Consider the following 22,873-nt stretch of genomic DNA (forward strand, 5'->3'; position numbering starts at 1 on the left):
ACGGGCGGAGCCCCGGTCGACCTGACCCTGCGCCTATGGCGCCGGCAAGGACAGGCACGGGCGGAACTCGGGCCGCGGCTTCCACGGAGTGCCGAAGACCCTCGGGGGAAAGAGCGTGGGGAGACGGGGCAGAGCCCCCTGTGCTGGTCGAAAGATGCCTGCGGCCCGAGTTCCGCCCGTGCCTGTCCTTGCCGGCGCCATAGGCGCAGGGTCAGGTCGACCGGGGCTCCGCCCGTTCGCGGCTCAAAGGCGCCACTGGCGCCTTTGTCGGGCTGCGCCCGAACCGCCGCTCAGCCCTCGATCTTCGTCAGGTCGGCCACTTGCAGGCAGGTGTTGCGGATGCTGGCCAGCATGTTCAGCCGGTTGCGGCGCACCACCTGGTTTTCGGCGTTTACCTGCACCGCCTCGAAGAAGGCGTCGATGGGCGCGCGCAGACCGGCCATCGCCTCCATCGCGGCGCTGAAATCCTCGTCCTTCATCGCCGGGGCGATGCGGGTCTCGGCGGCCTCGAGCGCGGCAAAGAGCGCGCGTTCCTCGTCCGTCTCGGCGAATTTCACGTCCGCGCCAAAGCTGTACTCGACGCCGTCCTTTTCCTCGGCCTGGGCCAGGATGTTGTTGGCGCGCTTGAAGCCCTGCAACAGGTTCTCGCCGTCGTCGGTCTTGAGGAATTCGGACAGCGCCTCGGCCCGGGTGACCAGCAGGCGCAGATCGTCGGTGCCCGGCATCGCAAGGCAGGCGTCGATCACGTCGTGGCGGATGCCCTGGTCGCGCAGCCAGACCTTGAGCCGGTCATGGAAGAAGCCCAGCAGGTCGTCGCTCAGGTCGGGGACGGGGGCCACGACCGGGGCGATCTCCTTGCCGCCGGTCGAAAGACGGTCCCGCAGGGCGGCCCAGGCAGCGCCGAAGACGCCGTGGTCGGCGATCTCCTCCACCAATTCTTCGAGTTCCTCGATCTGGGTGTCGTCGAGGTCGCCGTTCCTGAGCGCGATCTTGTGACGGACCAGCTGCGCGTCGATGAACCGGTCGAGGTTGATCCGCAATCCGTTCTCCAGCACCAGCCGGATCACGCCAAGCGCGGCGCGGCGCAGGGCATATGGGTCCTTCGACCCGGTGGGTTTCTCGTCGATGGCCCAGAATCCGGTCAGCGTGTCCAGCTTGTCCGCCAGTGCCACGGCGACGGAGACCGGCGCGGTGGGCACCGCGTCAGAGGGGCCTAGCGGCGCATAATGCTCTTCGCAGGCGGCGGCGACGGAGGCATCCAGCCCGGCGGCCTCGGCGTAGTAGCGGCCCATGAGGCCCTGCAGTTCGGGGAATTCATAGACCATCTCGGTGGAGAGATCGGCCTTGGCCACATCCGCGGCCTCGCCGGCCAGGTGCCGGTCGGCGCCGACGGCGGGCGCGATGCTGCGCGCGAGCGCGGTGATCCGCGCGATGCGGTCGCGCTGGGACCCAAGCGCATGGTGGAAGGTCACGTTGCCCAGCCGTTCCGTCCAGGCGGACAGCCCTTCGGACTGCGCCACGCGCAGGTCGTTTTCCCAGAAGAACTTGGCGTCCGACAGGCGCGCCGCAAGTACCTTCTGGTTGCCGGCGAGGATCGTGGCGCCGTTGTCCGAGGTCTCGATATTGGCGACGGTCACGAATTTCTCGATCCGGCCCGTTGCGGGGTTCTTCACCGAGAAGAACTTCTGGTGTTCCTTCATCGAGGTCTGCAGGACCTCGGGCGGCAATCCCAGGAATTCCTCGGCGATGTCGCCCATCAGGACAACGGGCCATTCCACCAGCCCGGCGACCTCGCGCAGGAGGCCCTGGTCCTCGACCACCTCCAGCCCGCGGGCAAAGGCCATGTTGGTGGCGTCATGCCAGATGGTATCGGCGCGCGCCTGCGGGTCCAGGATGACATGGGCGCGTTTCAGACGCGTCTCGTAGTCCTCGAAGCCGGTCACCTCGAAAGGCCCGTTGCCCATGAAGCGGTGGCCCTCGGTGGTCTGACCGGCCTTGATGCCGTCGATGTCCAGGTCGATCGGATGATCGCCGGCCTCGTCGGTCAGCAGGCAGAGGATACGGTGCAGGGGCCGCACCCAGCGCAGCGAACCGGCGCCCCAGCGCATCGACTTGGGCCAGGGGAAGTTGCGAATGGTCTTTTCAAGCTGCTCGGCCACGATCTCTGCTGCCGGGCGGCCCGGGGTGACCACGGTGGCATAGTAGAAGGCGCCCTTTTTCTCCTCGCGCTCTTCCAGCTGGTCGCGGGTGACACCGGCACCGCGCATGAACCCCTCGAGCGCCTTGTCCGGCGCACCCACCTTGGGGCCGCGCCGTTCCTCGCGCAGGGTGGGGCTTTCGGCGCTCAACCCGTGCACGGTCAGCGCCAGGCGGCGCGGGGTCGAAAAGGCCTCGGCGCCGGAATAGGTCAGCCCGGCCTCGACCAGACCGTCGGTCATCAGCTTCTTGAGGTCCTGGGCCGCCTTGCCCTGCATGCGGGCGGGGATCTCTTCGGAGAAGAGTTCGATCAGAAGATCGGGCATTTATTGATCCTTCTCGAAACTGTCGCGGTCGGGGCAATCGTCCCCCAGCGGCGTGCCGTCGTAGGCCTTGTCGCCGCATTCATTGATCTCGTGCCAGACATAGCCTCGGCCGTCGTCGGTGATCGCCACGACGCGGTCGATGCCGAATTCCATGTTGCGGTGGCCGGTAAAGACGCGGGCGGTGCCGGCATCGATTTCTTCGCCCAGGGCTTCGGCATCGAAACAATCGAACCAGCCGGGCGCGTTGCGCGGCTCGGCGCCCTCGTAGGGCAGGTAGATGTCTGCCGCCGCGGCGGGCGTCAGCGTCGTGCTGAAACAAGCGCGGTAGCGGATCGGCGAGCTGTCGGCGTCGATGCCCCGGAAATCGGCATAGGGGATTGCCGTCCGGCTGCCGTCCTGTGTGGTCAGCATGACGTCATCGGTGCCCGTCGGCACCACGTCCTCGTAGAAGTGGTAGACCTGCAGGTAGTAGATCGAAATCCCCGCGATCAGGCCGCAGAGGACGATGGCACCCGCCATGAGCTTGCCGAGGTTCACGCGGCGTACCCCCCGGCCTCGGTCTGGGTGAAGGCATCGGCGCACATCTTGGCCAGCGCGCGCACGCGTCCGATATAGCTCTGCCGTTCGGTGACAGAGATCACGCCGCGCGCATCCAGCAGGTTGAAGATGTGGCTCGCCTTGATGCACTGGTCATAGGCGGGATGCGCCATGACGATACGGCGGTCCATCTTGGGGTCCTGCGGTTCCTGGTCGAGTATGCGGGCGCATTCGGCCTCGGCCTCCTCGAAGTGGCGCAGCAGGACCTCGGTGTCGGCCACGTCGAAGTTCCAGCGCGAATATTCCTCTTCGGTCTGGCGAAAGACATCGCCATAGGTCAGCGGCTGCGGGCTGTCGGGGTCGTTGAAGGGCATCTCCATGACGTGATCGACGCCGAGGACGTACATCGCCAGCCGTTCGAGACCATAGGTCAGCTCGCCGGAGACCGGCGTGCAGTCATGGCCGCCAACCTGCTGGAAATAGGTGAACTGCGAGACTTCCATGCCATCGCACCAGACTTCCCAGCCAAGCCCCCAGGCGCCCAGCGTCGGGCTTTCCCAGTCGTCCTCGACAAAGCGCACGTCATGCAGCGCCATGTCGATGCCGATGGCCTCGAGGCTTCCGAGATAGAGCGCCTGCAGGTCCGGCGGGCTGGGTTTAATCAGCACCTGGTACTGGTAGTAGTGCTGCAAGCGGTTCGGGTTCTCGCCGTAGCGCCCGTCGGTCGGGCGGCGCGAGGGCTGCACATAGGCGGCGGCCCAGGGACGGGGGCCGAGGGCGCGCAGGGTGGTCGCCGGGTGGAAGGTGCCGGCGCCGACCTCCATGTCGTAGGGCTGCAGAATCGCGCAGCCCTTGCCCGACCAGTAGGTCTGAAGGCGCAGGATGATTTCCTGGAAACTGCGAGGCTTTTGCGGGCTCCCGGCCATGTCAGGGCTCCTTTTTTCGGCTGGCGCCTGATTAGGGCGCTGTGCGGGCGGGGTCAATCTGATAGGACGGGCGCGCTTCACGCCCTTTTTGCGTGCATGTGCCCCGGCTTCTGATAAGACTCGGTCGGTGGATAAGGTTGAGATTTCAGAGCCAAAGGGTCCCTAACTCCCATGATACAAAGACTAATTTCGGTCTTCTTCGCGATGGCGCTGGTCGTCGCTTCGGCGCTGGTGCAGGATGGTGCCTCGGCGCAGGCGGCGGATGACATCGTCTTCATCCAGGTCGAGGCGCGCACCTCGTTGGCCAGCGCACAGGACAGCGTGCGCGATTACTCGGGCCGTCTGCCCGATGTGAACGGCTTCGCCCTTGGCGGTGGCTGGTACGGGATTGCGCTGGGCCCCTATACCCGTTCGCAGGCCGAGGCACGGCTGAACGAGCTGTTGCAGGCGCGGCGCATCCCGGCGGACAGCTACATCGAGGCGCGCGAGACCTTTGGCCAGCAGTTCTGGCCGGTCGGCGTGAACAACGACGGCGCCCCGGTGGTGCCGGTGCCGCAGGACACCGCCGATCCGGCGCCACAGCCCGCGCCACAGCCGGACCCGGTGGCCGATCCGGTGGCAGAGGCGCCCGTCGCCGCACCCGAACCCGTGGCCCCCGAGATCCCCGAGGAAACCCTGCAGGAAGCCCGCGCCTCTGAACGTGCGCTGACGCGCGCGGAACGCGACGCGCTGCAGATCGCCCTGCAATGGGCCGGGTTCTACGAAGGGGCCATAGACGGGGCCTTTGGCCCCGGCACGCGCGGGTCCATGTCGCGCTGGCAGGAGGCCAACAATTTCGACCCGACCGGCGTGCTGAGCACGCGCCAGCGCGCGGTTCTCTTGGGACAGTACAATGCCGTTCTGGACGGCATGGGGATGGAACTGGTCCAGGATGCGCGCACCGGCATCGCGATGGAACTGCCGCTGGGCGTGGTCGAGTTCGACCGCTACGAGTCGCCCTTCGCGATCTACAAGCCCAAGGGCGACCTCGGCGCGCGGGTGATCCTGGTCAGCCAACCCGGCGACGCGGGCAACCTGGCGGGCCTGTATGAAATCATGCAGACGCTGGAGATCATCCCGGTCGAGGGCGAGCGCCGCCGCGATGCGCGCGGCTTTGCCATCACCGGCCAGAATGACCGCATCGTGAGCCATTTCGAGGTCGGCCTGCAGAACGGCGAGATCAAGGGCTTTGGCCTGGTCTGGCCCGCGGGCGACGAGGAACGCCGCACCCGCGTGCTGAAGATCATGCAGGACAGCTATGCCCGCATCGACGGCGTGCTGGACCCGGCACAGGTGACCGACGATGGCCAGGCCGTCGACCTGGTCTCTGGCCTGAAGGTGCGCACAGCCAAGGCCAGCGCCACCGGGTTCTTCATCGAGGCGCGCGGCACGGTCCTGACCTCTGCCGACCTGGTCGAAGGCTGCGAACGCGTGACGCTGAACGGCGTGCATGACGCGCGGGTACTTGCCGTGGACGAAGCGTTGGGGATCGCGGTGCTGACCCCGGTCGAACAGCTGGCGCCGCGCCGCGTGGCGCAGTTCCGCTCGGGCGACTTGCGCCTGCAATCCGAGGTGGCGGTGGCCGGCTTTTCCTTTGGCGGCGTGCTGACCGCACCGACACTGACCTTCGGCACGCTGGAGGACCTGCGGGGCCTCGGCGGCGAGGACCGCGTCAAGCGGCTGGCGCTCTCGGCGCTGCCGGGGGACGTGGGCGGCCCTGTCTTCGACAGCGGTGGCACGGTGTTGGGGATGCTGCTGCCCAAGCAGGCGCCCGGTGGCCGTGTCCTGCCGGAACAGGTGAGCTTTGCCGCCAAGGGCGAGATGATCCTGGACTTCCTGCGCAACAACGGCATCCAGCCAGTGGCGCGCGGCGGGCTGACCCCGCTGGCACCCGAGGACCTGACCAACCTTGCCGCGGAAATGACCGTGCTGGTCAGCTGCTGGTAAGCCTGCCCTCGACGCAGCGCGAATGCCGCCCCGGTCGGTCGACCGGGGCGGTTTTCTTTGTGCCTTTGCCCATTGGGGCGGATGCAAGGCCGGCGGCCGCCGGAAACGGATTACAAGCGCCGGGGTGCCAATCCCGGCCCTGGGGGCGTGTTCCGCCCCGTTCTGCGCAGATCGTACGGACCCCGAGGGAGGGGCGCTGATCCGGTTTGCTGGTCGACCGGGAGCGGTTTTGCCCGATCCCGGTTAACGCTTGATTGGGTCACCGCGCGGTGCCTAGCCCCGCAGGCGGTGATGCAGAAGGATCGGCACCACGAGGTCCTCCTCGTCGGTCAGGTGCCGGGCCAGGAAGCCCCGCAGCGTTTCCGAGAGGTCACGCACCGGTCGGGCCTCTTCACCCATCTGGCGCGGCTCCAGCGAGGACAGTTGCACCACCCGGTTGGCAGAGCGCGTGAAGCGATCCAGCAAGTCATCCAGCGCGACATGGTCGCTTTCCAGCATCTCCAGCCCGGCGGCAAACCGCGGGTCGGCCTCTTCCAGCTCGGGAAAGAACCTGCGGTCCTCCCAGCTGTGGTGCCCGTGCAGGTTGCGCACCAGCAGGTTGCCGAAATGCGCCAGCCGCCCGGCATAGGCCTGATCGTCCAGTTCCTTGTCCAGGAAGGCCTCTGTATCCTCCTGCAGGATCTCGCCAAGCTGGCGAAACCCCTGGTGGGCGCGCATCCAGTTGCGCGTGCTGTCGGCAAGTCCCGGGTGCGCCTGCCAGCCATCGCGTGGCAGGACCCGGAGCAGGGTCTGCATTTCAGTGGGCAGACCGCTGCGGGTCTCGATGTCGTAAGTCATGCGCCCCAGATGGAGCGGGTGTTATTGCATAACAACTTGCACCCCTGCACAGGGCAGGGGCCCCGGACGCACAGGGTCCGGGGCAGATGTCAAAGCACGAAATCTTCCGCCGTCAGCCCGGTGACATTGGCAACGCGGATCTCGGCGTCTGCCGTGCCGTCGCCATTCGAGTCGAGCTGCACGATGGTCGACCCGGTCGCTGTCTCGAACAGACGCAGTTCCGCGTTGCCGGAGGGGGCAAAGGCGCTGGTGCCCTTGAACTCGAAGACCCCCGGGGACAGGCCCGCGACTGTGATCAGGTCGACGCCCTGTTCGAAGTCGAGGATCTGGTCGCGGTTTGCACCCACGACGGTTTCCGCCGTGCTGCGGAAGACAAAGACATCCGCGCCCTGGCCGCCGGTCAGGAAGTCGCGGCCCAGGCCACCGGCCAGTTCATCCTCACCCGCGCGGCCGCGCAGGATGTCGTTGTCGTCGCCCCCCTCGATGGTATCGTCGCCGTTGCCGCCGTCCATCGTGTCCTGACCCTCGCCGCCATCCAGCAGGTCGCTGCCGTCCTGACCGACCAGAAGGTCATTGCCGCCCTCGCCGTAGATCGAGTCGTCCCCGCCATTGCCATTCACCGTGTCATTGTCCGCGCCCGCGTCAACGTCGTCGTTTCCGGCACCGCCAAGGATGAAATCGTCGCCGCTATCGCCGTCCAGCAGGTCATCGCCGCCCCGGCCAACCAGGGTGTCGTTCCCCGATCCTCCGTCGAAAACGTCCGTAAAGGCACCACCGGACAATTGGTCGTTGTCCCCTTCGCCAAAGACGGTGCCAGACACCTTCCCCCCGCCGCCTTCATAGACGTCGTCGTTGACCCCCAGAAAGATGTCGCCGTTCATGATGCCGTCGTTGACGACCGTGTTGACACCAGTTCCGTTATCGGAGGTAAAACTGCCTTCTTCCCCGGAAATCGTTCCACTGTTGCGCAGCAGCGTGGCGCCGGTGGTCCCGCTGAGAAAGTTCATGAAGGCACCAAAGCCTTCTTGCCCGGTGATCGTGCCGGTGTTCACAAATCTGATCGTGGAACTGCCGCCATCCAAAACGACGCCATCGGATTCCCCCATGATCGTGCCGGTATTGGATATGCTCATGTTGAGCGAGCCGTCGGTGGCTCGTACATCCAGCGCGTCCGAACCCGACATGATCGTGCCCGCGTTCTGAATCCTGACCGTGCTGCTGGCGTTGACGCTGAATGTGTCGCCGTTGGCCGCAGACACGAAACCATCGGGTCCGATGAACGCATGCAGGCTGGTCCCGTAGTGATTGACGGCGTGGAAGGAGCTGGCGCTATGCGCAAGGACCGTGCCGTTCAGTGTCAGGAAATGTGAGCCGTCCGAGGTGATCGCGTCATCTGTGGTGACAACGAGTTCGGCATCCTTGGTGACGATTCCGAATTCCGACGCAGTCAGTGTACGGGCGACGGAGGAAAATCCGGTTAGGGTAAAACTGGCCATGCGAGGCTCCTGCAAGATTTACTGGGTTCAAATCGCGACGGATCTTTGCAGATCTTACCGCGCGTACTTGGTTGGCTGTAGTTGGATGAACCGGCGGTCAGGGACCGCCGGTTCACTGCCGGCAACGTACTCGGCAAACCGTATGGGGACACCTTACGGAAATCCCGACTAGACGACGGCCTAGAGCACGAAATCATCCGCCGTCAGGCCGGTCACACCCGCCACGCGGATCTCTGCATCCACCGCGCCGTCGCCGTTGGAGTCGAGCTGCACGATGGTCGACCCGGTCGCTGTCTCGAACAGACGCAGTTCCGCGTTGCCGGAGGGGGCAAAGGCGCTGGTGCCCTTGAACTCGAAGACCCCCGGGGACAGGCCCGCGACTGTGATCAGGTCGACGCCCTGTTCGAAATCGAGGATCTGGTCGCGGTTGGCGCCCACGACCGTCTCTGCCGCGCTGCGGAAGACAAAGACATCCGCATCCTGGCCGCCGGTCAGGAAGTCGCGGCCCAGGCCGCCCGCCAGTTCATCCTCGCCCGCGCGCCCGCGCAGGATGTCGTTGTCGGCGCCCCCCTCGATGGTATCGTCGCCGTTGCCGCCGTCCATCGTGTCCTGACCCTCGCCGCCATCCAGCAGGTCGCTGCCGTCCTGACCGACCAGAAGGTCATTGCCGCCCTCGCCGTAGATCGAGTCGTCCCCGGCGTTGCCATTCACCGTGTCATTGTCCGCGCCCGCGTCAACGTCGTCGTTTCCGGCACCGCCGAGGATGAAATCGTCGCCGCTATCGCCGTCCAGCAGGTCATCGCCGCCCCGGCCGACGATGGTATCGGCCTCGCTACCGCCCCGAAAATCGTCGGAACTGTCGCTGCCAGCCAGCGTGTCGTTGCCTGCGCCGGCAAGGACAGTGCCGTTGATCAAGCCGCCGTTGTTGTCGAGGTAGTCGTTGCCGTCTTCCAGGGTCACGTCGCCAATGATCGTGCCGACGTTGCGGACCACGTCATCGCCTCCGTTCAGTTCGATGGCATCGCCGCCGAAGGCGCGCGCTTCGATCAGGCCGGAGTTCAGGATAAGGACATCGGTATCGCGGGAGGTGCGAAGCCCTTCGGACCAGCCACTGATCGTGCCTGAGTTGGTGATCAGGAAATCGCCAGTGTTGCCGAAGGAGAAATCGAGGGCCCTGCTTGCCAGCCCCTCGATCACGCCTGAGTTGTTGAGAATATGGGTGAATGAATTCGTGGCGTCCGAGGTGAGGGACAAACCGCTGTTTTCGCCCGAGATGAGCCCGGCATTGCTGAGGTACATGTAGGATTCGCCAACATCTGCATCGACGGCTTCGCTATCGTTGCTGGTGATCCTGCCGGTATTGATCAGGTTGAAGCGGGCCGCACCATCGCTGTCCTGAAAATTGATCGCATCGCTGTTGGTGGAATGGATGGTGCCGTGGTTGACGACATTCGCAGCTATGGTCACGTTGATGTCGATGGTGCCGCTGGTGGGGTTCTCGGCGTCGATGACCCCGTCGACCCCGTTGAGCATTTCAAAGACCGAGCCGTTTGCATCGACGCCTTGGTGACCGGCCCCCCAGGCATAGATAAAGCCGTGATTGCTCAGCCAGTTTGTGCCGGTTGTGGCGGTGACGGCGGCGTCGCCGTCAACGTAGAGAGTTCCATCGCGGTCGAGAAAGCCGGATTCGCTGCCGTCGAGGGTGCGTGCGGTCGTCGAAAACGCGCCGAGTCCGAAATCTGCCATGTTTCATTTCTCCTGAAAATAGATCGAATGAGATCGAAAAAATCGCCGGAACAAGGGACCTGTTCCGGCGCGAACTTTTGCCGCGAACCAACCATCCGTCAATGGTTGTTTCACGCGCAGGTTGAATCGCGCCTAGAGCACGAAATCATCCGCCGTCAGGCCGGTCACACCCGCCACGCGGATCTCTGCATCCACCGCGCCGTCGCCGTTGGAGTCGAGCTGCACGATGGTCGATCCTGTGGCGGTCTCGAACAGGCGCAGCTCGGGGTTGCCGGAGGGGGCGAAGCCCGCTGTGCCGCGGAACTCGAAGACCCCCGGGGACAGGCCCGCGATTGTGATCAGGTCGACGCCCTGTTCGAAGTCGAGGATCTGGTCGCGGTTGGCACCCACGACGGTTTCCGCCGTGCTGCGGAAGACAAAGACATCCGCGCCCTGGCCGCCGGTCAGGAAGTCGCGGCCCAGACCGCCGGCCAGTTCATCCTCGCCATTGCGGCCGCGCAGGATGTCGTTGCCGCTGCCGCCTTCGAGGATGTCGTCGCCGTTGCCGCCGTCGATGGTGTCATCGTTGTTGCCGCCGTCCAGCAAGTCGCTGCCATCCTGGCCCACCAGAAGGTCATTGCCGGTCCCACCCAGAACGGTATCGTCGCCGGCATTGGCGTTGATCGTATCGTTGTTGGAGCCGCCGTCGATCTCGTCGTTGCCCGCGCCGCCCAGAATGAAGTCATCGCCGATGTCGCCGTCGAGCAGGTCGTCTCCGCCGCGTCCGACCAGGGTGTCATCGCCCAGCCCTCCGTCGAACGAGTCGGTGAAGGCGCCACCGGACAACTGGTCATTGTCGTCACCACCGAACACGGTGCCCGAGACCTTGCCGCCGCCGCCTTCGTAGACATCGTCTCCGTCCTGAAGGAAAACGACGCCGTTCATGACACCGTCGTTGATGATGGTGTTTGAGCCGGTTCCGGAACTGGCGTTGTAGCTGCCGTCATCGCCGGTGATCGTGCCGGTGTTGCGCAGCAAGGAACTGCCGGTCGATCCGAATTGCCAGTTCATCCAGATCCCATAGCCTTCCTGACCGATCACCGTGCCGGTGTTCACGAACCGGGTAAAGCCCGAGCCTGCATCGAGATTGACGCCGTCGGATTCGCCCATGATCGTGCCGCTGTTCGACATCGTAAGGTTGATCGCGCCGTCGGTCTGCCGGACGTCCACCGCGTCCGAGCCGGACAGGATCGTGCCGGCGTTCTGGATGCGCACGGTGCTGGAGGCATTGATCGACAGGGTGTCGCCGTTCGCCGCAGAGATGAAGCCATTGGGGCCGATGAAGACATGCATGCTGGTGCCGTCGAAATCCAGCGCGTTGAACGAACTGGAGCTGTGCGCCAGAACGGTACCGTTCAACGTGAGGAAATGAGACCCGTCTGCCGAGATTGCGTCACCGCTGGTGACGACAAGCTCCGCGTCCTTGGTGACGATCCCGTATTCGGCAGCCGTCAGGCTGCGTGCGAGAGAGGAAAATCCCGCCAGAGTAAAGCTAGCCATTTCTATATCCTTGAAAAGGTGTTGTTAAATTTCAAATCGCACCGGAGGGTGAAATTCTGCCCGTCGGTTTGATCGCGATGATATTTTCAAAGGCGTGCGTCGAAAAAAGTGCACGCAAGTCACGATATCACGATGTTTCGTGACGGCAATTTCCGGAAATCCTGACTAGCCTGGAGCGCCGAAGCGCGAAATTCGCTGCTGCCCGCCCGGTCCCGACGGCAACTTGATTGCCCGACTTCCTGCGCCGTAGCTGCCAAGGTCACGCGTCGCCAGGTGCGATGGGGCGGCAAGGTGAAAGGCCCGTATTGTCCGAAGAACACTGGACAAAAAGAAAAGAGCGCCCCTTGGCCGGGGCGCTCTTCCAGAGGTTGATCAGGCCGCCCGTGCGGGTGGCCTGACGGCAATGCCTCAGTTCTTGGACTTGTCGACCATCTTGCCGGCCGAGATCCAGGGCATCATGGCGCGCAGTTTCTCGCCGACTTCCTCGATCTGGTGAGCGTCGTTCATGCGGCGGGTGCCCTTGAAGAAAGGCTGGCCAACGGCGTTCTCGGTCATGAAATCGCGCACGAACTTGCCGGTCTGGATGTCGTGCAGGATGCCGCGCATGCGCTCCTTGGTCTCGGCGTAGGGCAGGACCCGCGGGCCGGAGACGTATTCACCGTATTCGGCAGTGTTCGAGATCGAGTAGTTCATGTTGGCGATGCCGCCTTCGTAGATCAGGTCCACGATCAGCTTCACCTCGTGCAGGCACTCGAAATAGGCCATTTCCGGCTCGTAGCCGGCCTCGACCAGGGTTTCGAAGCCCATGCGGATCAGTTCCACGAGGCCGCCGCAAAGCACCGCCTGTTCGCCGAAGAGGTCGGTTTCGCACTCTTCCTTGAAGTCGGTTTCGATGATGCCCGAACGGCCGCCACCGATGGCCGAGCAGTAGGACAGGCCGATTTCCAGCGCCTTGCCCGAGGCATCGTTGTTGACGGCCACGAGGCAGGGCACGCCGCCGCCCTTGACGTATTCACCGCGCACGGTGTGGCCGGGGCCCTTGGGCGCCATCATGATGACGTCGACGCCGGGCTTGGGCTCGATTAGGCCGAAATGCACGTTTAGACCGTGGGCAAAGGCGATGGCGGAGCCTTCCTTCAGGTGGTCGTGGACGTATTTCTTGTAGGTCTCGGCCTGAAGCTCGTCGGGCATGGTGAACATGATCACGTCACACCAGGCCGCGGCCTCGGAGATGCCCATGACCTGCAGGCCTTCGCCTTCGGCCTTGGCGCGCGAGGGCGAGCCTTCGCGGAGCGCCACGCAGACGTTCTTGGCGCCCGAGTCGCGCAGGTTCAGCGCATGGGCGTGGCCTTGGGAACCGTAGCCCAGGATGGCGACTTTCTTGTCCTTGATCAGGTTCACATCGCAATCGCGATCATAGTAAACGCGCATGTCGGCGCTCCTTCCTTGGTCTTGTTGTTCTGGCCTGCACTCTACGCCCGGCGGCGCGAGAGTGTTTGCGTTTTTCATGAGTATTTGCCAGAGAGAAGAAACATCATTCGCCATCTTGCACGTTTGCGGTGAATTCATGCTTGACGATACGGACAGGCGCATCCTGCGCCACATGATGGCAGAGCCGGACATGGCCGGCGGGGCTCTGGCCGATCGGGCCGGGGTCACGGCCTCGACGCTGGCGCGGCGGCTGGAGCGGCTGCGGTCAAAGGGCGTGCTGCACGGGCTGCGCGGGGTGATCGACTGGCGCGCGCTGGGCTACGAGGTCGAGGTCAGCTTGCGGGTGACTCTGGACAAGACCCAGCCGCGCGCCTTCGACGAGTTCATCGCGGCGGCACGCGAGGTCCCGGAGGTGCTGGAGATCCAGACCTTCCTGGGGCAGGTGGACGTGCGGCTGTCGGTGATCGCGCGGGACATGGCGCATTACCAGCAGCTGTACCGCGAGCGGCTGCTGACTCTGCCGCATATCGCCGACATCGAGGCGCTGATGCATGTCGCGCGCGTCAAGGACCGCGAGGCGCTGCCGCTATGATCGCCCTGGATGAGACCGACCGCGCGCTGATCCGTGCGCTGGCGCAGGATGCGACCGCCTCGGCCGGGGCGTTGGGGCGGGACCTGGGCCTGTCGCAGCCCGCCTGTTGGCGTCGGATCAAGAGGTTGCGCGAGGCGGGTGTCTTTCGCGCCACCCGGCTGGACGTGGACACCGCGGCCCTGGGGTTTGGCGTGACCGTTTTCCTTGGGGTCAAGTTGGCCACCAAGGGGCGCGTCAGCCTCGAGGATTTCGAGCGCGCGGTCAGCGCCATCCCGGAGGTGCAGACGGTGGAACATGTTCTTGGCGCCTATGACTATCGCCTGCGCGTCGTGGCGCGCGACCTGCCGGATTTCGAGCGCGTGCTGCGCCGGCGGATCATGACGCTGCCGGGGGTCGGGAACCTGGATGCCAACGTGCTGCTCAGCGAGGAACGGCGGCCCGGGCCGCTGGGCTGAAGGCAATTCATTGGCTTTGGGGACAGGCGCCCCCAAAGTATTCCTTTGCATACAGTGACTTGGTCGGAATCCACATGGCGGCTATGCGGAAACGCGCATGGTGAAGGCAAGCCGATGTGGTCTATGCTGCGGCGCAGAATTTTCGGGGCCCGTGCGACGCGGACCCACCATGCAACCAGGACCAACATGGGGACCCTCATGAACAAGCTGCTGACCGCCGCCGCCTTTGCCCTGACCTCGACCGCTGCCCTTGCGGGGACCGTCACGCTCGACGCCCCGGCCGCCGGCGCGACCCTGCACGAGGCCGGCGTCGACATGAGCCTTTACTGGACCGAGGCAGAGGGCGGCTACGAGCTGGTCGCGACTTATGTCACCGATGACACCGCCGAGCCCGCGCGTCTGGTCATGCTGCTGCAGGACGGGGACAACGTCACCTTTGGCCTGCCGGACGCGCCGGACACGGCCTTCAAGTTCATCCGCACCGGCGATGTCGTGGTGGTTGCGGCCCATACGCCCCGCAAGGCCCTGGTCAGCAACTGATCCAGCTGGGTTCGGCCCGACAGCATGGGAACGGCGGCGCGTGCCTCGCGCCGCCGTTTTTCATGTCCGCCACGATGGTTGGTCTTTTCGACGCGCGCCGGGCGGGATAGAGCTTGGCGCAAACATGGAGGACCCTATGGCTGCCTTGCTTGACACAGTCGATCCCGACGGGATGGAAGAATTCTCGGTCGTTTTCACCGACCGCTCGCTCAACCACATGTCCGCTGCCTTTCAGGAGGTGATGCGCGACATCTCGGCCATGCTGAAAGAGGTCTATGCCGCCGATGGCGTGGCGCTGGTGCCCGGTGGCGGCACCTACGGGATGGAGGCGGTCGCCCGCCAGTTCGGGCGCGGTGCTGACGTGCTGGTGGTGCGCAACGGCTGGTTCTCGTACCGCTGGTCGCAGATCTTCGAGGCCGGCGGTTTCGCCGGAGAGACCACTGTGATGAAGGCGCGGCGCACCGGCAACGCGCCGGATGCGCCCTTTGCCCCCGCACCGATCGAGGAGGTCGAGGCCAGGATCGCCGAGACGCGCCCCGATGTCGTCTTTGCCCCGCACGTCGAAACCTCGGCCGGGGTGATCCTGCCGGACGATTACGTGACCCGGCTGGCCAAGGCCGCGCATGAGGTCGGCGCGCTGATGGTGCTGGACTGCATCGCGTCGGGCTGCGCCTGGATCGACATGCGCGCAACCGGGGTCGACGTGCTGATCTCTGCGCCGCAAAAGGGCTGGTCCTCGACCCCTTGCGCCGGACTGGTGATGATGTCGGACCGCGCGCTTGCGCGACTGGAGGAGACCACGTCGGACAGTTTCGCCGTGGACCTAAAGAAGTGGTACCAGATCATGCAGGCCTACGAGAACGGCGGCCATGCCTACCACGCCACCATGCCGACCGACGGGCTGCGGTCGTTCCGGGACACGATGGCCGAAACCCGCACCTATGGGTTTGACAGGCTGAAGGCGGCGCAATGGGCGCTGGGCGACGCGGTGCGCGCGATGTTCGCCGAGAAGGGCGTGAAATCCGTCGCCGCCGATGGTTATGGCGCGCCGGGCGTGGTGGTCTGCTATACCGCCGATCCGGATATCAAGACGGGCAAGGCCTTTGCCGCGCATGGCATGCAGATCGCGGCAGGTGTGCCCCTGCAATGCGACGAGCCGCCGGAGTTCTCGACCTTTCGCATCGGTCTGTTCGGGCTGGACAAACTCTATGATGTCGAGGCCACGGTGGCGCGGTTGCGCAAGGTGGTGGACGAGGTCCTGTAAGAAGGGGCGCTGCCCCCGTCGCCCTTGGCGACTCCCCCGGAGGTATTTTCGGCCCAAAGAAACACCGGGCGCGCGCCCTTGCCCCTATCCGCGCGCGCCCAGCCCCATCTGCATGAGCGACGTTCGCACCGGTTTGAGGCCATAAAGGGCGTCCAGCCCCTTGGCCCGGATGTCACGCAGCGGTTGCGCCGAGAGTTGCGAGATACGGTTCAGCGCGGTGATCCCGGCAACGCGGGCGCGGATATCCGTGATGCGGCTACGGTGATAGGCGTCCAGCATCTGTGCATCCCCCAGCCCCTCGGGACGGCTCATTGCCAGGTCGCGCAGGGCGGCGAGATCCTTGAGGCTCATGTTCAGGCCCTGCGCGCCGATCGGGGGCACCACATGCGCCGCCTCGGCCACCAGTGCCAGGCGCTGCGAGGAGAGCCGCTCTGCCTCTTGCGCGATGATCGGCCAGAGCGTGCGGCGCGAGGCCAGTTCCAGCGGACCGAAGAGAAAACACGAGCGTTCCGACATTTCCGCCTGAAAGGTCGCGGCGTCCAGGTCGAAGAGGTGTTGCGCCTTGGGGCCGTCCTCCATCCAGACCACCGCCGAACAGGGGCGGCCGTCGAGGTCGGGCAGGGGAACCAGGGTGAAGGGGCCGCCGGTGCGGTGGATTTCCGTCGAGACATTGCAATGCGGAATCGGATGCGTGACGGCGAAGGCCAGTGCCTTTTGTCCGAACCGCGTGGTCTTGACGTCGATGTCTGCCGCCTGCCGCATGGGGGATGCGCGTCCGTCCGCGGCGACCACCATCCGGCAGCGCACCTTGCTGCCGTCGGAAAGCGTCACGCGGGCCTCGCCCTCGCGGGTGAACAGCGCCGTCGTGCCGGTACCGGGACGGAAATTGACATTGGCCAGTTCGCCCAGGCGTGCCGCCATTTCCCGGCGGAGCAGCCAGTTGGGCAGGTTCCAGCCAAAGGGTTTGTCCGAGAGGTCGGCGGCGTCGAAATCGCGGGTGACGCGCGGTTCGGCCACTGGGCCGCCGGCATCCACGATGCGCATGACCTGCAGTGGCATGGCGTGGTCCGCCAGCCGGGACCAGAGACCGATTTCCTCGAGGAACGACTGCGCCGGTTGCAAGAATGCCGTGGTGCGCAGGTCCGCGCCGTCGGCCTCGCGTTCTGTCACCGGCGGTGTCGGGTCGACGCAGAGGGTCGAGAAGCCGGCGGAGGCAAAGCCCGCCGCTGCGGTCAGGCCCGCAATGCCGCCGCCCGAAATGACGATATCGTAATCCATCTTCACGTCTCCTTGGCCAAGACCCTGGGGCCGGTGCGGGGATATGTGTATCGGGACCGGTGTCGCGCGGGACGCGGTTTGCGGTCGCGGGCGCGTCCTGGGGCTACTTGCCGACGGAGATGAGGATCAGCACCACATAGACCACCGGCACGAGGGCCAATGCCGTCATCGCAAGCCCCGGAAGGCCGAAAAGCGCGGTCATGGCGGCGCCTGCGCCGACCAGCAAAGCGGCGATCAGGTAGGCCATCTGCTCGGGCGAGATTGCCTTTCGGGGCATGTCCTGGATGGCAGCGGTTTCGGCACTCGACATATTCGCATCTCCTGATCTTTTCTGTCATTTGAGATAACACTTCGGGGCCCGCCGAACAGATGCTTAATGTCGCATCCCGGATGACGCACTGGGGGATCATTCCCCCGCGGGTCGTGGCGGCGTGCTACTTCAACCCGCGCAGGAATGCCGTCAGGTCATCGGTGTGATGGTGGATATGGTCGGCCGGCGCTGCCTCTGGCGCGACATGAACCGTGCGCATCCCCATCGCATGCGGAGCGGCAAGGTTGCGCGGGTCGTCCTCGAACATCGCCGCCTCTGCCGGGTCCAGACCGTCACGGGCAAAGATGCGCTCGAATGCCTCGGGCCGGGGCTTGGGCGTGTAGCCCGCGTCTTCCACGCCGTAGATCGCGTCAAAGGCCGCGTCCAGCCCGCGGGCCTTCAGCACCTGTGCCGCGTAGGGCGCGCTGCCGTTGGTGTAGACGATGCGACGGCCGGGGAGGGTGGCGATCAGCTCTGCAAGATGCGGATCGGGCGTCAGCGCATCGAAAGAGATGTCGTGCACGTCCACCAGGTAATCCTCGGGGTCGACCTCGTGATGGGTCATCAGCCCGGCCAGGGTGGTGCCATAGCGCGCCCAGTAGTCGTGGCGCATCTGGGCGGCCTCGTCCCGGGCCGCGCCGGTCACGCGCATCACATAGCTGTTCATGCGCGCCTCGATCTGGTCGAAGAGGCGCACCGCAGGAGAGTAGAGCGTGTTGTCCAGGTCAAAGACCCAGGCCCGCACATGGGCAAATCTGTCCTTGGTCATGACGCATGCCTACCTTTTGGTCGGTCGCGCGGCAATCCGCACAGCTTGAACCTGCCGTGCCGCTGGCGCTATCGTTGCGCGGTGGACGCAGGGAGGGTTCTATGAGCGAGGTCAAGCCGGCACAGAAAGATGCCTACACGATGATACTCGAAGCCATCGATTCAGGTATCTACAAGCCGGGAGACCGCCTGGTCGAAAGCGAGCTGGCAGAGCGTTTCGGCGTGTCGCGCACGCCGATCCGCGAGGCGTTGCAACGGCTGGAAACCCAGTCGCTCCTGGCGCGGGACGGGCGATCGCTGATCGTGGCCTCGCTGGATCACAACCAGATGGCCGAGCTGTATGCCGTGCGGTCGGAACTGGAGGGGCTGGCCGCGCGACTGGCGGCGCGGCACGCGACCGAGGAAGAGGTCCGGGTGTTGCGTGACATGATCGAGGAGGACCGCGCGCTGCTGAACGACCCTGCGACGATGGCGCGGGCCAACCGGCGGTTCCACCGGATGATTCACCTTGCCTCGCACAACCGGTACCTGGTGCAGCAGTTGGACCTCATTTATCGGTCGATGGCGTTGATGGCGACGACCTCGCTGGCGGTGCAGGGGCGGGGCGAGATCGCGTTGGGCGAGCACCAGGCCATCGTCGACGCGATTTCCAAACGGGACGAGGATGCCGCCTACCGGGCGCTGCGCGATCATATCTCGACCGCTTTCATCACCAGGTTGAAGCAGGACAACGCCGAGCACATGACCGTGTGATCGTGGCTTCAGCCCTCGGGCGGCAGGTCCGCTCCGGGGCGGTCCGGGGCCGAGTGACCGTGTTGCGTCTTTTCCCAGTAGAAGGGGTTGCGCAGCGTTTCCCAAAGCGCCTTGTAAATCGCCAGTGTTCCCAGCGGGAAATAGGCGAAAAGCGTCGGCACCCAGGCAAAGAGCGCCCGGTGCGGGCTGCGCGCCAGCGCGGCCAGGCCAATCACGATCGACACCGCCTCGGCGCTGAGGAACAGCGTCGTCAGTCCCAGGATCAGGGGGCGTGAAAGGTGGGGCTCCAGCGGGTGGGGCAGTCCCATCAGGATCAGCCAGAAGGACCACAGAACCGGGGCGAGGGTGAATTGAACCAGTGTCGTCAGAAAAAGCAGCTGTACCCCGGCAAAGCGTTTCGGGCCGAGATCGCGCCAGAGCCTGCGCGGGTTGCGGCTATGGACCCACCAGGTGATGCCGTATCCCTTGAGCCAGCGCGAGCGCTGCTTGATCCAGGGCCAGAAACGGTTGTTGGCCTCTTCGCGTGTGACGCTGGAAATCAGTTCGGTCCGAAACCCGTGGCGCGCGAGGCGCACGCCGAGGTCGGCATCCTCTGTCACGTTGTGCGCGTCCCAGCCGCAGACCCTTTCCAGGACCTCGCGTCGGAAGAACACCGTTGTCCCGCCCAGTGGCACGACGAAGCCCAGCCGGGACAGGCCGGGCAGCAGGATGCGGAACCAGCTGGCGTATTCGATGGTGAAGCAGCGCGACAGCCAGTTTGCGCGCGGGTTGTAAAAATCGAGGATGCCTTGCAGGCAGCCGACCTCGGGCGGGGCGCGGTCGAAATGACCCACGACGCGGGTGATCTGGTCGGGGGCGGGGGCGTCTTCGGCATCGTAGATGCCGACGATCTGTCCCCGTGTGAACCGGTAGGCATAGTTCAGTGCGCGCGGCTTGGTTGTGATTTCGCCGGGAGGGACGGTGATCGTGCGCATCCAGGGCGGCAGGCGGGTGCGGGCCAGTGTCTCGCGCGTCAATTGGTCCCCGGCCTCCAGCACCAGCACGACGTCCAGCAGGGCCTTGGGATAGGTCAGGCGCGACAGGCGCTTGACGAGGGTCTGGGCAATGTCCTCTTCTCGATAGAGAGGCACCAGAATCGAGGCCAGCGGAGGATCGGCGGGCAGGGTGGCGTGCACCGGCGGAGCGCGCCGGGGCAGGGCGGCGAGGGCCGCCAGCTTCATCAGTTGTGCCAGCACCAGCGATCCCAGGGCCAGACCCAGCGCGGCCCCGAACAAGAGCCGCGGGGCCAGCACCAGCAGCATCAGGCAGACGAGGCCCGCGCCAATCGCCAGCATCCGGGTGCGCGGAGTCATCCGGTTCAGGTCGCGACAGCTGTCCTCGTCGGGCACCCATGTCTCGGCGGCCGCTGCCAGTTGCGCGCCGGCCCGGGCCGAGATCTCGGCATGTATGTCTGACTCCAGCGCCAGCGCCATGACCACGGGGCCGATGTCGGGCGGCAAGCGCGGTTGCAGGTCGGAAAAATCATCCGGTCGTGACGTGGCCACAAGCAGCGTGTCGCCCACCCGCATCCAGGGCATTATCCCGTGTTCGAGGCAGAAACCGGCTGGCAAAAGGTCGATCACCGCGGGATCGGGCGGGCTGTCGCGGCGACGCAGGACAAGGGCGCCGAAATGCTGCGCCTGCGCCTCCAGCACCTCTTCGCGTGAGGCGATGGCCTCGGCCACGACGACCTGCGGCACCGACTGGCCGATGCGGCTGGCCTCGGCCATTGCGCCCAGCATCTCGGTCGGTGCAACGCGGCCGTCCTCCATCAGAATGTGGCTGATGGGCTGGCCACGTCGGGCCTTTGCCTGGGCCAGCTTGGCCTCGGCCAGATGGAGGCGGTGTTCTGACATGCCTCGTCCCGGTAAACTCGGTTACCGGAACCTTCACATGGTTTTGGTAAATGAAAGCTTAACCAAACTTGGCCGCCTGGCAGCAAAAGGCCGCCAAACGGTTAACAGGGCGCGGTTTTTCCGACAAACGGGCGGTCAGGCCGCGTCCATCGAGGCGGCGAAGCGCTCGAACAGGTAGAAACTGTCCTGCGGGCCTGGGCTGGCCTCGGGGTGGTGCTGCACGCTGAACACCGGGCGATCGGCCAGGCGGATGCCGCAGTTGGACCCGTCAAACAGCGAGACATGCGTTTCCAGCACTCCCTGCGGCAGCGTCTGGCTGTCGACGGCAAAGCCGTGGTTCATCGAGGTGATCTCGACCTTGCCGGTGTCCATGTCCTTGACCGGATGGTTCGCGCCGTGATGGCCGTGGTTCATCTTGATGGTCTTGGCACCGACCGCCAGCGCCAGCATCTGGTGCCCGAGGCAGATGCCGAAGACCGGCAGCTTGGTGTCCGACAGCAACCGCTGGATCATCGGCACCGCGTAGGCGCCGGTGGCCGCCGGATCGCCGGGGCCGTTCGACAGGAAAACGCCGTCCGGCTCATGCGCCATGACATCGTCGAAGGTTGCCGTGGCGGGCAGAACCGTGACCTCGCAGCCGGCCGAAGCAAGGCAGCGCAGGATATTGCGCTTGGCGCCGTAATCCACGGCGACAACCTTGTGCCGCGCCTGTTCCTGGCGCTGGTAGCCATCGGGCCAGGCCCAACGCATCTCGTCCCATCGATAGCTTTGCGCGCAGGTGACATCCAGCGCCAGATCCAGACCTTCGAGGCCCGGGAAGCCGCGCGCGGCGGCAACCAGCGCCTCTGTGTCGAAGTTGCCGTCGGGATCATGGGCCAGCGCGACATGCGGTGCCCCCTGCTGGCGAATGGCGCGGGTCAGGCGGCGGGTATCGACGCCGCCGATGGCGATGCGCCCGCGCGCCGCCAGCCAATCACCCAGTTCCTGCGCCGCGCGCCAGTTCGAGCTTTGCGTCGGCATCCATTTCACGACCATGCCCGCCGCCACCGGGTCGCCGGTCTCGTCATCATCCGGGTTCACGCCGACATTGCCGATATGCGGAAAGGTGAAGGTGACGATCTGGCCCGCGTAAGAGGGATCGGTCATGATCTCCTGGTAGCCGGACATGGCCGTGTTGAAGCAGAGCTCTGCCGTTGTCTGGCCGGTGGCGCCAAAACCGGTGCCATAGAAAAGCGTCCCGTCGGCAAGGGCAAGGCAAGCGGTCGGGCGTGCGTGGGCGGCAGGCATGGCAGATCTCCGGATGGCGGCAAATTGGCCGGAACCTAAGGCCGCCCGGGGCGTTGGTCAAGTGCTTGGTTGAAAACAAAAATTGTTGTTTATCAAGACGTTGCCTCAAAATGCTGCGCTTGCAACAGGGGGCGTCCTGAAGTAGTGTCACAAATTCATGAACCGTGAGGGGATAAGGTCATGGAACTGCGTGCAAAGGTGAACGCGGCGGTCAAGCAGGCAATGAAGGACAAGGCACAGGATCGCCTGTCGACGCTGCGCCTGATCAACGCCGCCATCAAGGATCGCGACATCGCCGTCCGCGGGGAAGGCAATGAAACCGGGGTCGATGACACCGAAGTGCTGGCCATCCTTGGCAAGATGGTCAAGCAGCGCCGCGAAAGCGCCAAGAGCTATGAAGAGGCAGGCCGGCTGGACCTGGCCGAACGCGAAACCGCCGAGATCGAGGTGATCGAGGAATTCCTGCCGCGTGCGTTGAACGACAAGGAAGTCGCCAAGGCAATCGACGCGGCAATGGCCGAGGTCGGCGCGGAATCGATCCGCGACATGGGCCGCGTCATGGGGGTGCTCAAGTCGAAATACACCGGCCAGATGGATTTCGGATCCGTCGGCCCCCGGGTCAAGGATCGTCTGTCGGCCTGACGGTCGGGAACTTGACGGGGATAAAAAGGGCCGCCTTGCGGGGCGGCCTTTTTCGTGCTGGGGGCAGAC

20 protein-coding genes are annotated in these 22,873 nt (G+C 65.2%); 7 read left to right on the top strand and 13 right to left on the bottom strand.

Annotated features, from left to right (window positions below; all coding sequences use genetic code 11):
- Window positions 1–290: 290 nt before the first annotated feature.
- The 3 genes from glyS to RBB42_RS23515 are packed head-to-tail and all read right to left on the bottom strand — an operon-like array spanning window position 291 to window position 3,985.
- Window positions 291–2,522, bottom strand: a complete 2,232-nt coding sequence (gene glyS, locus RBB42_RS23505; RefSeq protein WP_305971824.1) for a glycine--tRNA ligase subunit beta — start codon at window positions 2,520–2,522, stop codon at window positions 291–293.
- A complete protein-coding gene (locus RBB42_RS23510) occupies window positions 2,523–3,059 on the bottom strand; it encodes a DUF6446 family protein (RefSeq protein WP_371931784.1) in 537 nt (178 codons plus the stop codon).
- Window positions 3,056–3,985: a glycine--tRNA ligase subunit alpha gene (locus RBB42_RS23515; RefSeq protein WP_305971825.1), complete on the bottom strand. Its 930-nt coding sequence runs from the start codon at window positions 3,983–3,985 to the stop codon at window positions 3,056–3,058. The genes RBB42_RS23510 and RBB42_RS23515 overlap by 4 nt, the downstream gene beginning before the upstream one ends.
- A 171-nt stretch (window positions 3,986–4,156) precedes the next feature.
- Between RBB42_RS23515 and RBB42_RS23520 the strand changes: the two genes are divergently transcribed.
- Window positions 4,157–5,971, top strand: a complete 1,815-nt coding sequence (locus tag RBB42_RS23520) for a serine protease (protein ID WP_305971826.1) — start codon at window positions 4,157–4,159, stop codon at window positions 5,969–5,971.
- Between the two features lie 273 nt (window positions 5,972–6,244).
- Here RBB42_RS23520 and RBB42_RS23525 read toward each other — a convergent pair whose 3' ends face one another.
- From RBB42_RS23525 to ilvC, 5 genes are all read right to left on the bottom strand, one after another.
- Complete coding sequence (locus RBB42_RS23525) at window positions 6,245–6,808, bottom strand: hemerythrin domain-containing protein (protein WP_305971827.1); 564 nt, start codon at window positions 6,806–6,808, stop codon at window positions 6,245–6,247.
- 89 nt (window positions 6,809–6,897) lie between these two features.
- Window positions 6,898–8,304 (bottom strand): calcium-binding protein, encoded by a 1,407-nt coding sequence (locus tag RBB42_RS23530; protein ID WP_305971828.1) that lies wholly within the window; start codon window positions 8,302–8,304, stop codon window positions 6,898–6,900.
- Between the two features lie 180 nt (window positions 8,305–8,484).
- Window positions 8,485–10,050, bottom strand: a complete 1,566-nt coding sequence (locus RBB42_RS23535; protein WP_305971829.1) for a calcium-binding protein — start codon at window positions 10,048–10,050, stop codon at window positions 8,485–8,487.
- 132 nt (window positions 10,051–10,182) lie between these two features.
- Complete coding sequence (locus RBB42_RS23540; protein ID WP_305971830.1) at window positions 10,183–11,589, bottom strand: calcium-binding protein; 1,407 nt, start codon at window positions 11,587–11,589, stop codon at window positions 10,183–10,185.
- Window positions 11,590–11,997: 408 nt separating this feature from the next.
- Window positions 11,998–13,020 (bottom strand): ketol-acid reductoisomerase, encoded by a 1,023-nt coding sequence (gene ilvC / locus RBB42_RS23545; protein WP_305971831.1) that lies wholly within the window; start codon window positions 13,018–13,020, stop codon window positions 11,998–12,000.
- 136 nt (window positions 13,021–13,156) lie between these two features.
- Here ilvC and RBB42_RS23550 point away from each other — a divergent pair, with 136 nt between their 5' ends.
- The 4 genes from RBB42_RS23550 (at window position 13,157) to RBB42_RS23565 (ending at window position 15,871) form a co-directional block, all read left to right on the top strand.
- Window positions 13,157–13,612 carry an Lrp/AsnC family transcriptional regulator gene (locus tag RBB42_RS23550; RefSeq protein ID WP_305971832.1) on the top strand — a complete coding sequence of 152 codons (456 nt, stop codon included), beginning with the start codon at window positions 13,157–13,159 and terminating at the stop codon, window positions 13,610–13,612.
- Window positions 13,609–14,067 (top strand): Lrp/AsnC family transcriptional regulator, encoded by a 459-nt coding sequence (locus tag RBB42_RS23555; RefSeq protein ID WP_305971833.1) that lies wholly within the window; start codon window positions 13,609–13,611, stop codon window positions 14,065–14,067. The genes RBB42_RS23550 and RBB42_RS23555 overlap by 4 nt, the downstream gene beginning before the upstream one ends.
- A 198-nt stretch (window positions 14,068–14,265) precedes the next feature.
- On the top strand, window positions 14,266–14,607 hold the full coding sequence (locus tag RBB42_RS23560; RefSeq protein ID WP_305971834.1) for a hypothetical protein: 342 nt from the start codon (window positions 14,266–14,268) through the stop codon (window positions 14,605–14,607).
- Between the two features lie 136 nt (window positions 14,608–14,743).
- Window positions 14,744–15,871, top strand: a complete 1,128-nt coding sequence (locus RBB42_RS23565; RefSeq protein WP_305971835.1) for an aminotransferase class V-fold PLP-dependent enzyme — start codon at window positions 14,744–14,746, stop codon at window positions 15,869–15,871.
- Window positions 15,872–15,955: 84 nt separating this feature from the next.
- Here the strand turns inward: RBB42_RS23565 and RBB42_RS23570 are convergent, their stop codons facing one another.
- The 3 genes from RBB42_RS23570 to RBB42_RS23580 form a co-directional block, all read right to left on the bottom strand.
- Window positions 15,956–17,149, bottom strand: a complete 1,194-nt coding sequence (locus RBB42_RS23570) for a UbiH/UbiF family hydroxylase (RefSeq protein WP_305971836.1) — start codon at window positions 17,147–17,149, stop codon at window positions 15,956–15,958.
- 103 nt (window positions 17,150–17,252) lie between these two features.
- Window positions 17,253–17,459 (bottom strand): hypothetical protein, encoded by a 207-nt coding sequence (locus RBB42_RS23575; RefSeq protein ID WP_305971837.1) that lies wholly within the window; start codon window positions 17,457–17,459, stop codon window positions 17,253–17,255.
- 124 nt (window positions 17,460–17,583) lie between these two features.
- Window positions 17,584–18,228 carry a pyrimidine 5'-nucleotidase gene (locus tag RBB42_RS23580; protein ID WP_305971838.1) on the bottom strand — a complete coding sequence of 215 codons (645 nt, stop codon included), beginning with the start codon at window positions 18,226–18,228 and terminating at the stop codon, window positions 17,584–17,586.
- 101 nt (window positions 18,229–18,329) lie between these two features.
- On the opposite strand from RBB42_RS23580, the gene RBB42_RS23585 reads away from it, so the two are divergent.
- Window positions 18,330–18,980, top strand: coding sequence for a GntR family transcriptional regulator (locus RBB42_RS23585; RefSeq protein ID WP_305971839.1), 651 nt, complete (start codon window positions 18,330–18,332; stop codon window positions 18,978–18,980).
- A gap of 8 nt (window positions 18,981–18,988) precedes the next feature.
- On the opposite strand, the gene RBB42_RS23590 is transcribed toward RBB42_RS23585, so the two are convergent.
- Together RBB42_RS23590 and carA are read right to left on the bottom strand one after the other, a co-directional pair.
- Window positions 18,989–20,875 (bottom strand): glycosyltransferase family 2 protein, encoded by a 1,887-nt coding sequence (locus RBB42_RS23590; protein ID WP_305971840.1) that lies wholly within the window; start codon window positions 20,873–20,875, stop codon window positions 18,989–18,991.
- 135 nt (window positions 20,876–21,010) lie between these two features.
- On the bottom strand, window positions 21,011–22,162 hold the full coding sequence (gene carA / locus RBB42_RS23595) for a glutamine-hydrolyzing carbamoyl-phosphate synthase small subunit (RefSeq protein WP_305971841.1): 1,152 nt from the start codon (window positions 22,160–22,162) through the stop codon (window positions 21,011–21,013).
- Between the two features lie 180 nt (window positions 22,163–22,342).
- Here carA and RBB42_RS23600 point away from each other — a divergent pair, with 180 nt between their 5' ends.
- Window positions 22,343–22,804, top strand: coding sequence for a GatB/YqeY domain-containing protein (locus RBB42_RS23600; RefSeq protein ID WP_043144328.1), 462 nt, complete (start codon window positions 22,343–22,345; stop codon window positions 22,802–22,804).
- The last annotated feature ends 69 nt before the right edge of the window (window positions 22,805–22,873 follow it).

This window comes from Mameliella sp. MMSF_3455 (assembly GCF_030733205.1).
Lineage (GTDB): Bacteria > Pseudomonadota > Alphaproteobacteria > Rhodobacterales > Rhodobacteraceae > Antarctobacter.

Coding starts and splice junctions, on each gene's coding strand:
- RBB42_RS23580 (WP_305971838.1), bottom strand. CDS start 18,228: ATGACCAAGGACAGATTTGCCCATGTGCGGGCCTGGGTCTTTGACCTG.
- RBB42_RS23590 (WP_305971840.1), bottom strand. CDS start 20,875: ATGTCAGAACACCGCCTCCATCTGGCCGAGGCCAAGCTGGCCCAGGCA.
- RBB42_RS23600 (WP_043144328.1), top strand. CDS start 22,343: ATGGAACTGCGTGCAAAGGTGAACGCGGCGGTCAAGCAGGCAATGAAG.
- RBB42_RS23525 (WP_305971827.1), bottom strand. CDS start 6,808: ATGACTTACGACATCGAGACCCGCAGCGGTCTGCCCACTGAAATGCAG.
- RBB42_RS23565 (WP_305971835.1), top strand. CDS start 14,744: ATGGCTGCCTTGCTTGACACAGTCGATCCCGACGGGATGGAAGAATTC.
- RBB42_RS23585 (WP_305971839.1), top strand. CDS start 18,330: ATGAGCGAGGTCAAGCCGGCACAGAAAGATGCCTACACGATGATACTC.
- carA (WP_305971841.1), bottom strand. CDS start 22,162: ATGCCTGCCGCCCACGCACGCCCGACCGCTTGCCTTGCCCTTGCCGAC.
- RBB42_RS23535 (WP_305971829.1), bottom strand. CDS start 10,050: ATGGCAGATTTCGGACTCGGCGCGTTTTCGACGACCGCACGCACCCTC.
- RBB42_RS23555 (WP_305971833.1), top strand. CDS start 13,609: ATGATCGCCCTGGATGAGACCGACCGCGCGCTGATCCGTGCGCTGGCG.
- RBB42_RS23540 (WP_305971830.1), bottom strand. CDS start 11,589: ATGGCTAGCTTTACTCTGGCGGGATTTTCCTCTCTCGCACGCAGCCTG.
- RBB42_RS23515 (WP_305971825.1), bottom strand. CDS start 3,985: ATGGCCGGGAGCCCGCAAAAGCCTCGCAGTTTCCAGGAAATCATCCTG.
- ilvC (WP_305971831.1), bottom strand. CDS start 13,020: ATGCGCGTTTACTATGATCGCGATTGCGATGTGAACCTGATCAAGGAC.
- RBB42_RS23550 (WP_305971832.1), top strand. CDS start 13,157: ATGCTTGACGATACGGACAGGCGCATCCTGCGCCACATGATGGCAGAG.
- RBB42_RS23530 (WP_305971828.1), bottom strand. CDS start 8,304: ATGGCCAGTTTTACCCTAACCGGATTTTCCTCCGTCGCCCGTACACTG.
- RBB42_RS23520 (WP_305971826.1), top strand. CDS start 4,157: ATGATACAAAGACTAATTTCGGTCTTCTTCGCGATGGCGCTGGTCGTC.
- RBB42_RS23575 (WP_305971837.1), bottom strand. CDS start 17,459: ATGTCGAGTGCCGAAACCGCTGCCATCCAGGACATGCCCCGAAAGGCA.
- RBB42_RS23570 (WP_305971836.1), bottom strand. CDS start 17,149: ATGGATTACGATATCGTCATTTCGGGCGGCGGCATTGCGGGCCTGACC.
- RBB42_RS23560 (WP_305971834.1), top strand. CDS start 14,266: ATGAACAAGCTGCTGACCGCCGCCGCCTTTGCCCTGACCTCGACCGCT.
- glyS (WP_305971824.1), bottom strand. CDS start 2,522: ATGCCCGATCTTCTGATCGAACTCTTCTCCGAAGAGATCCCCGCCCGC.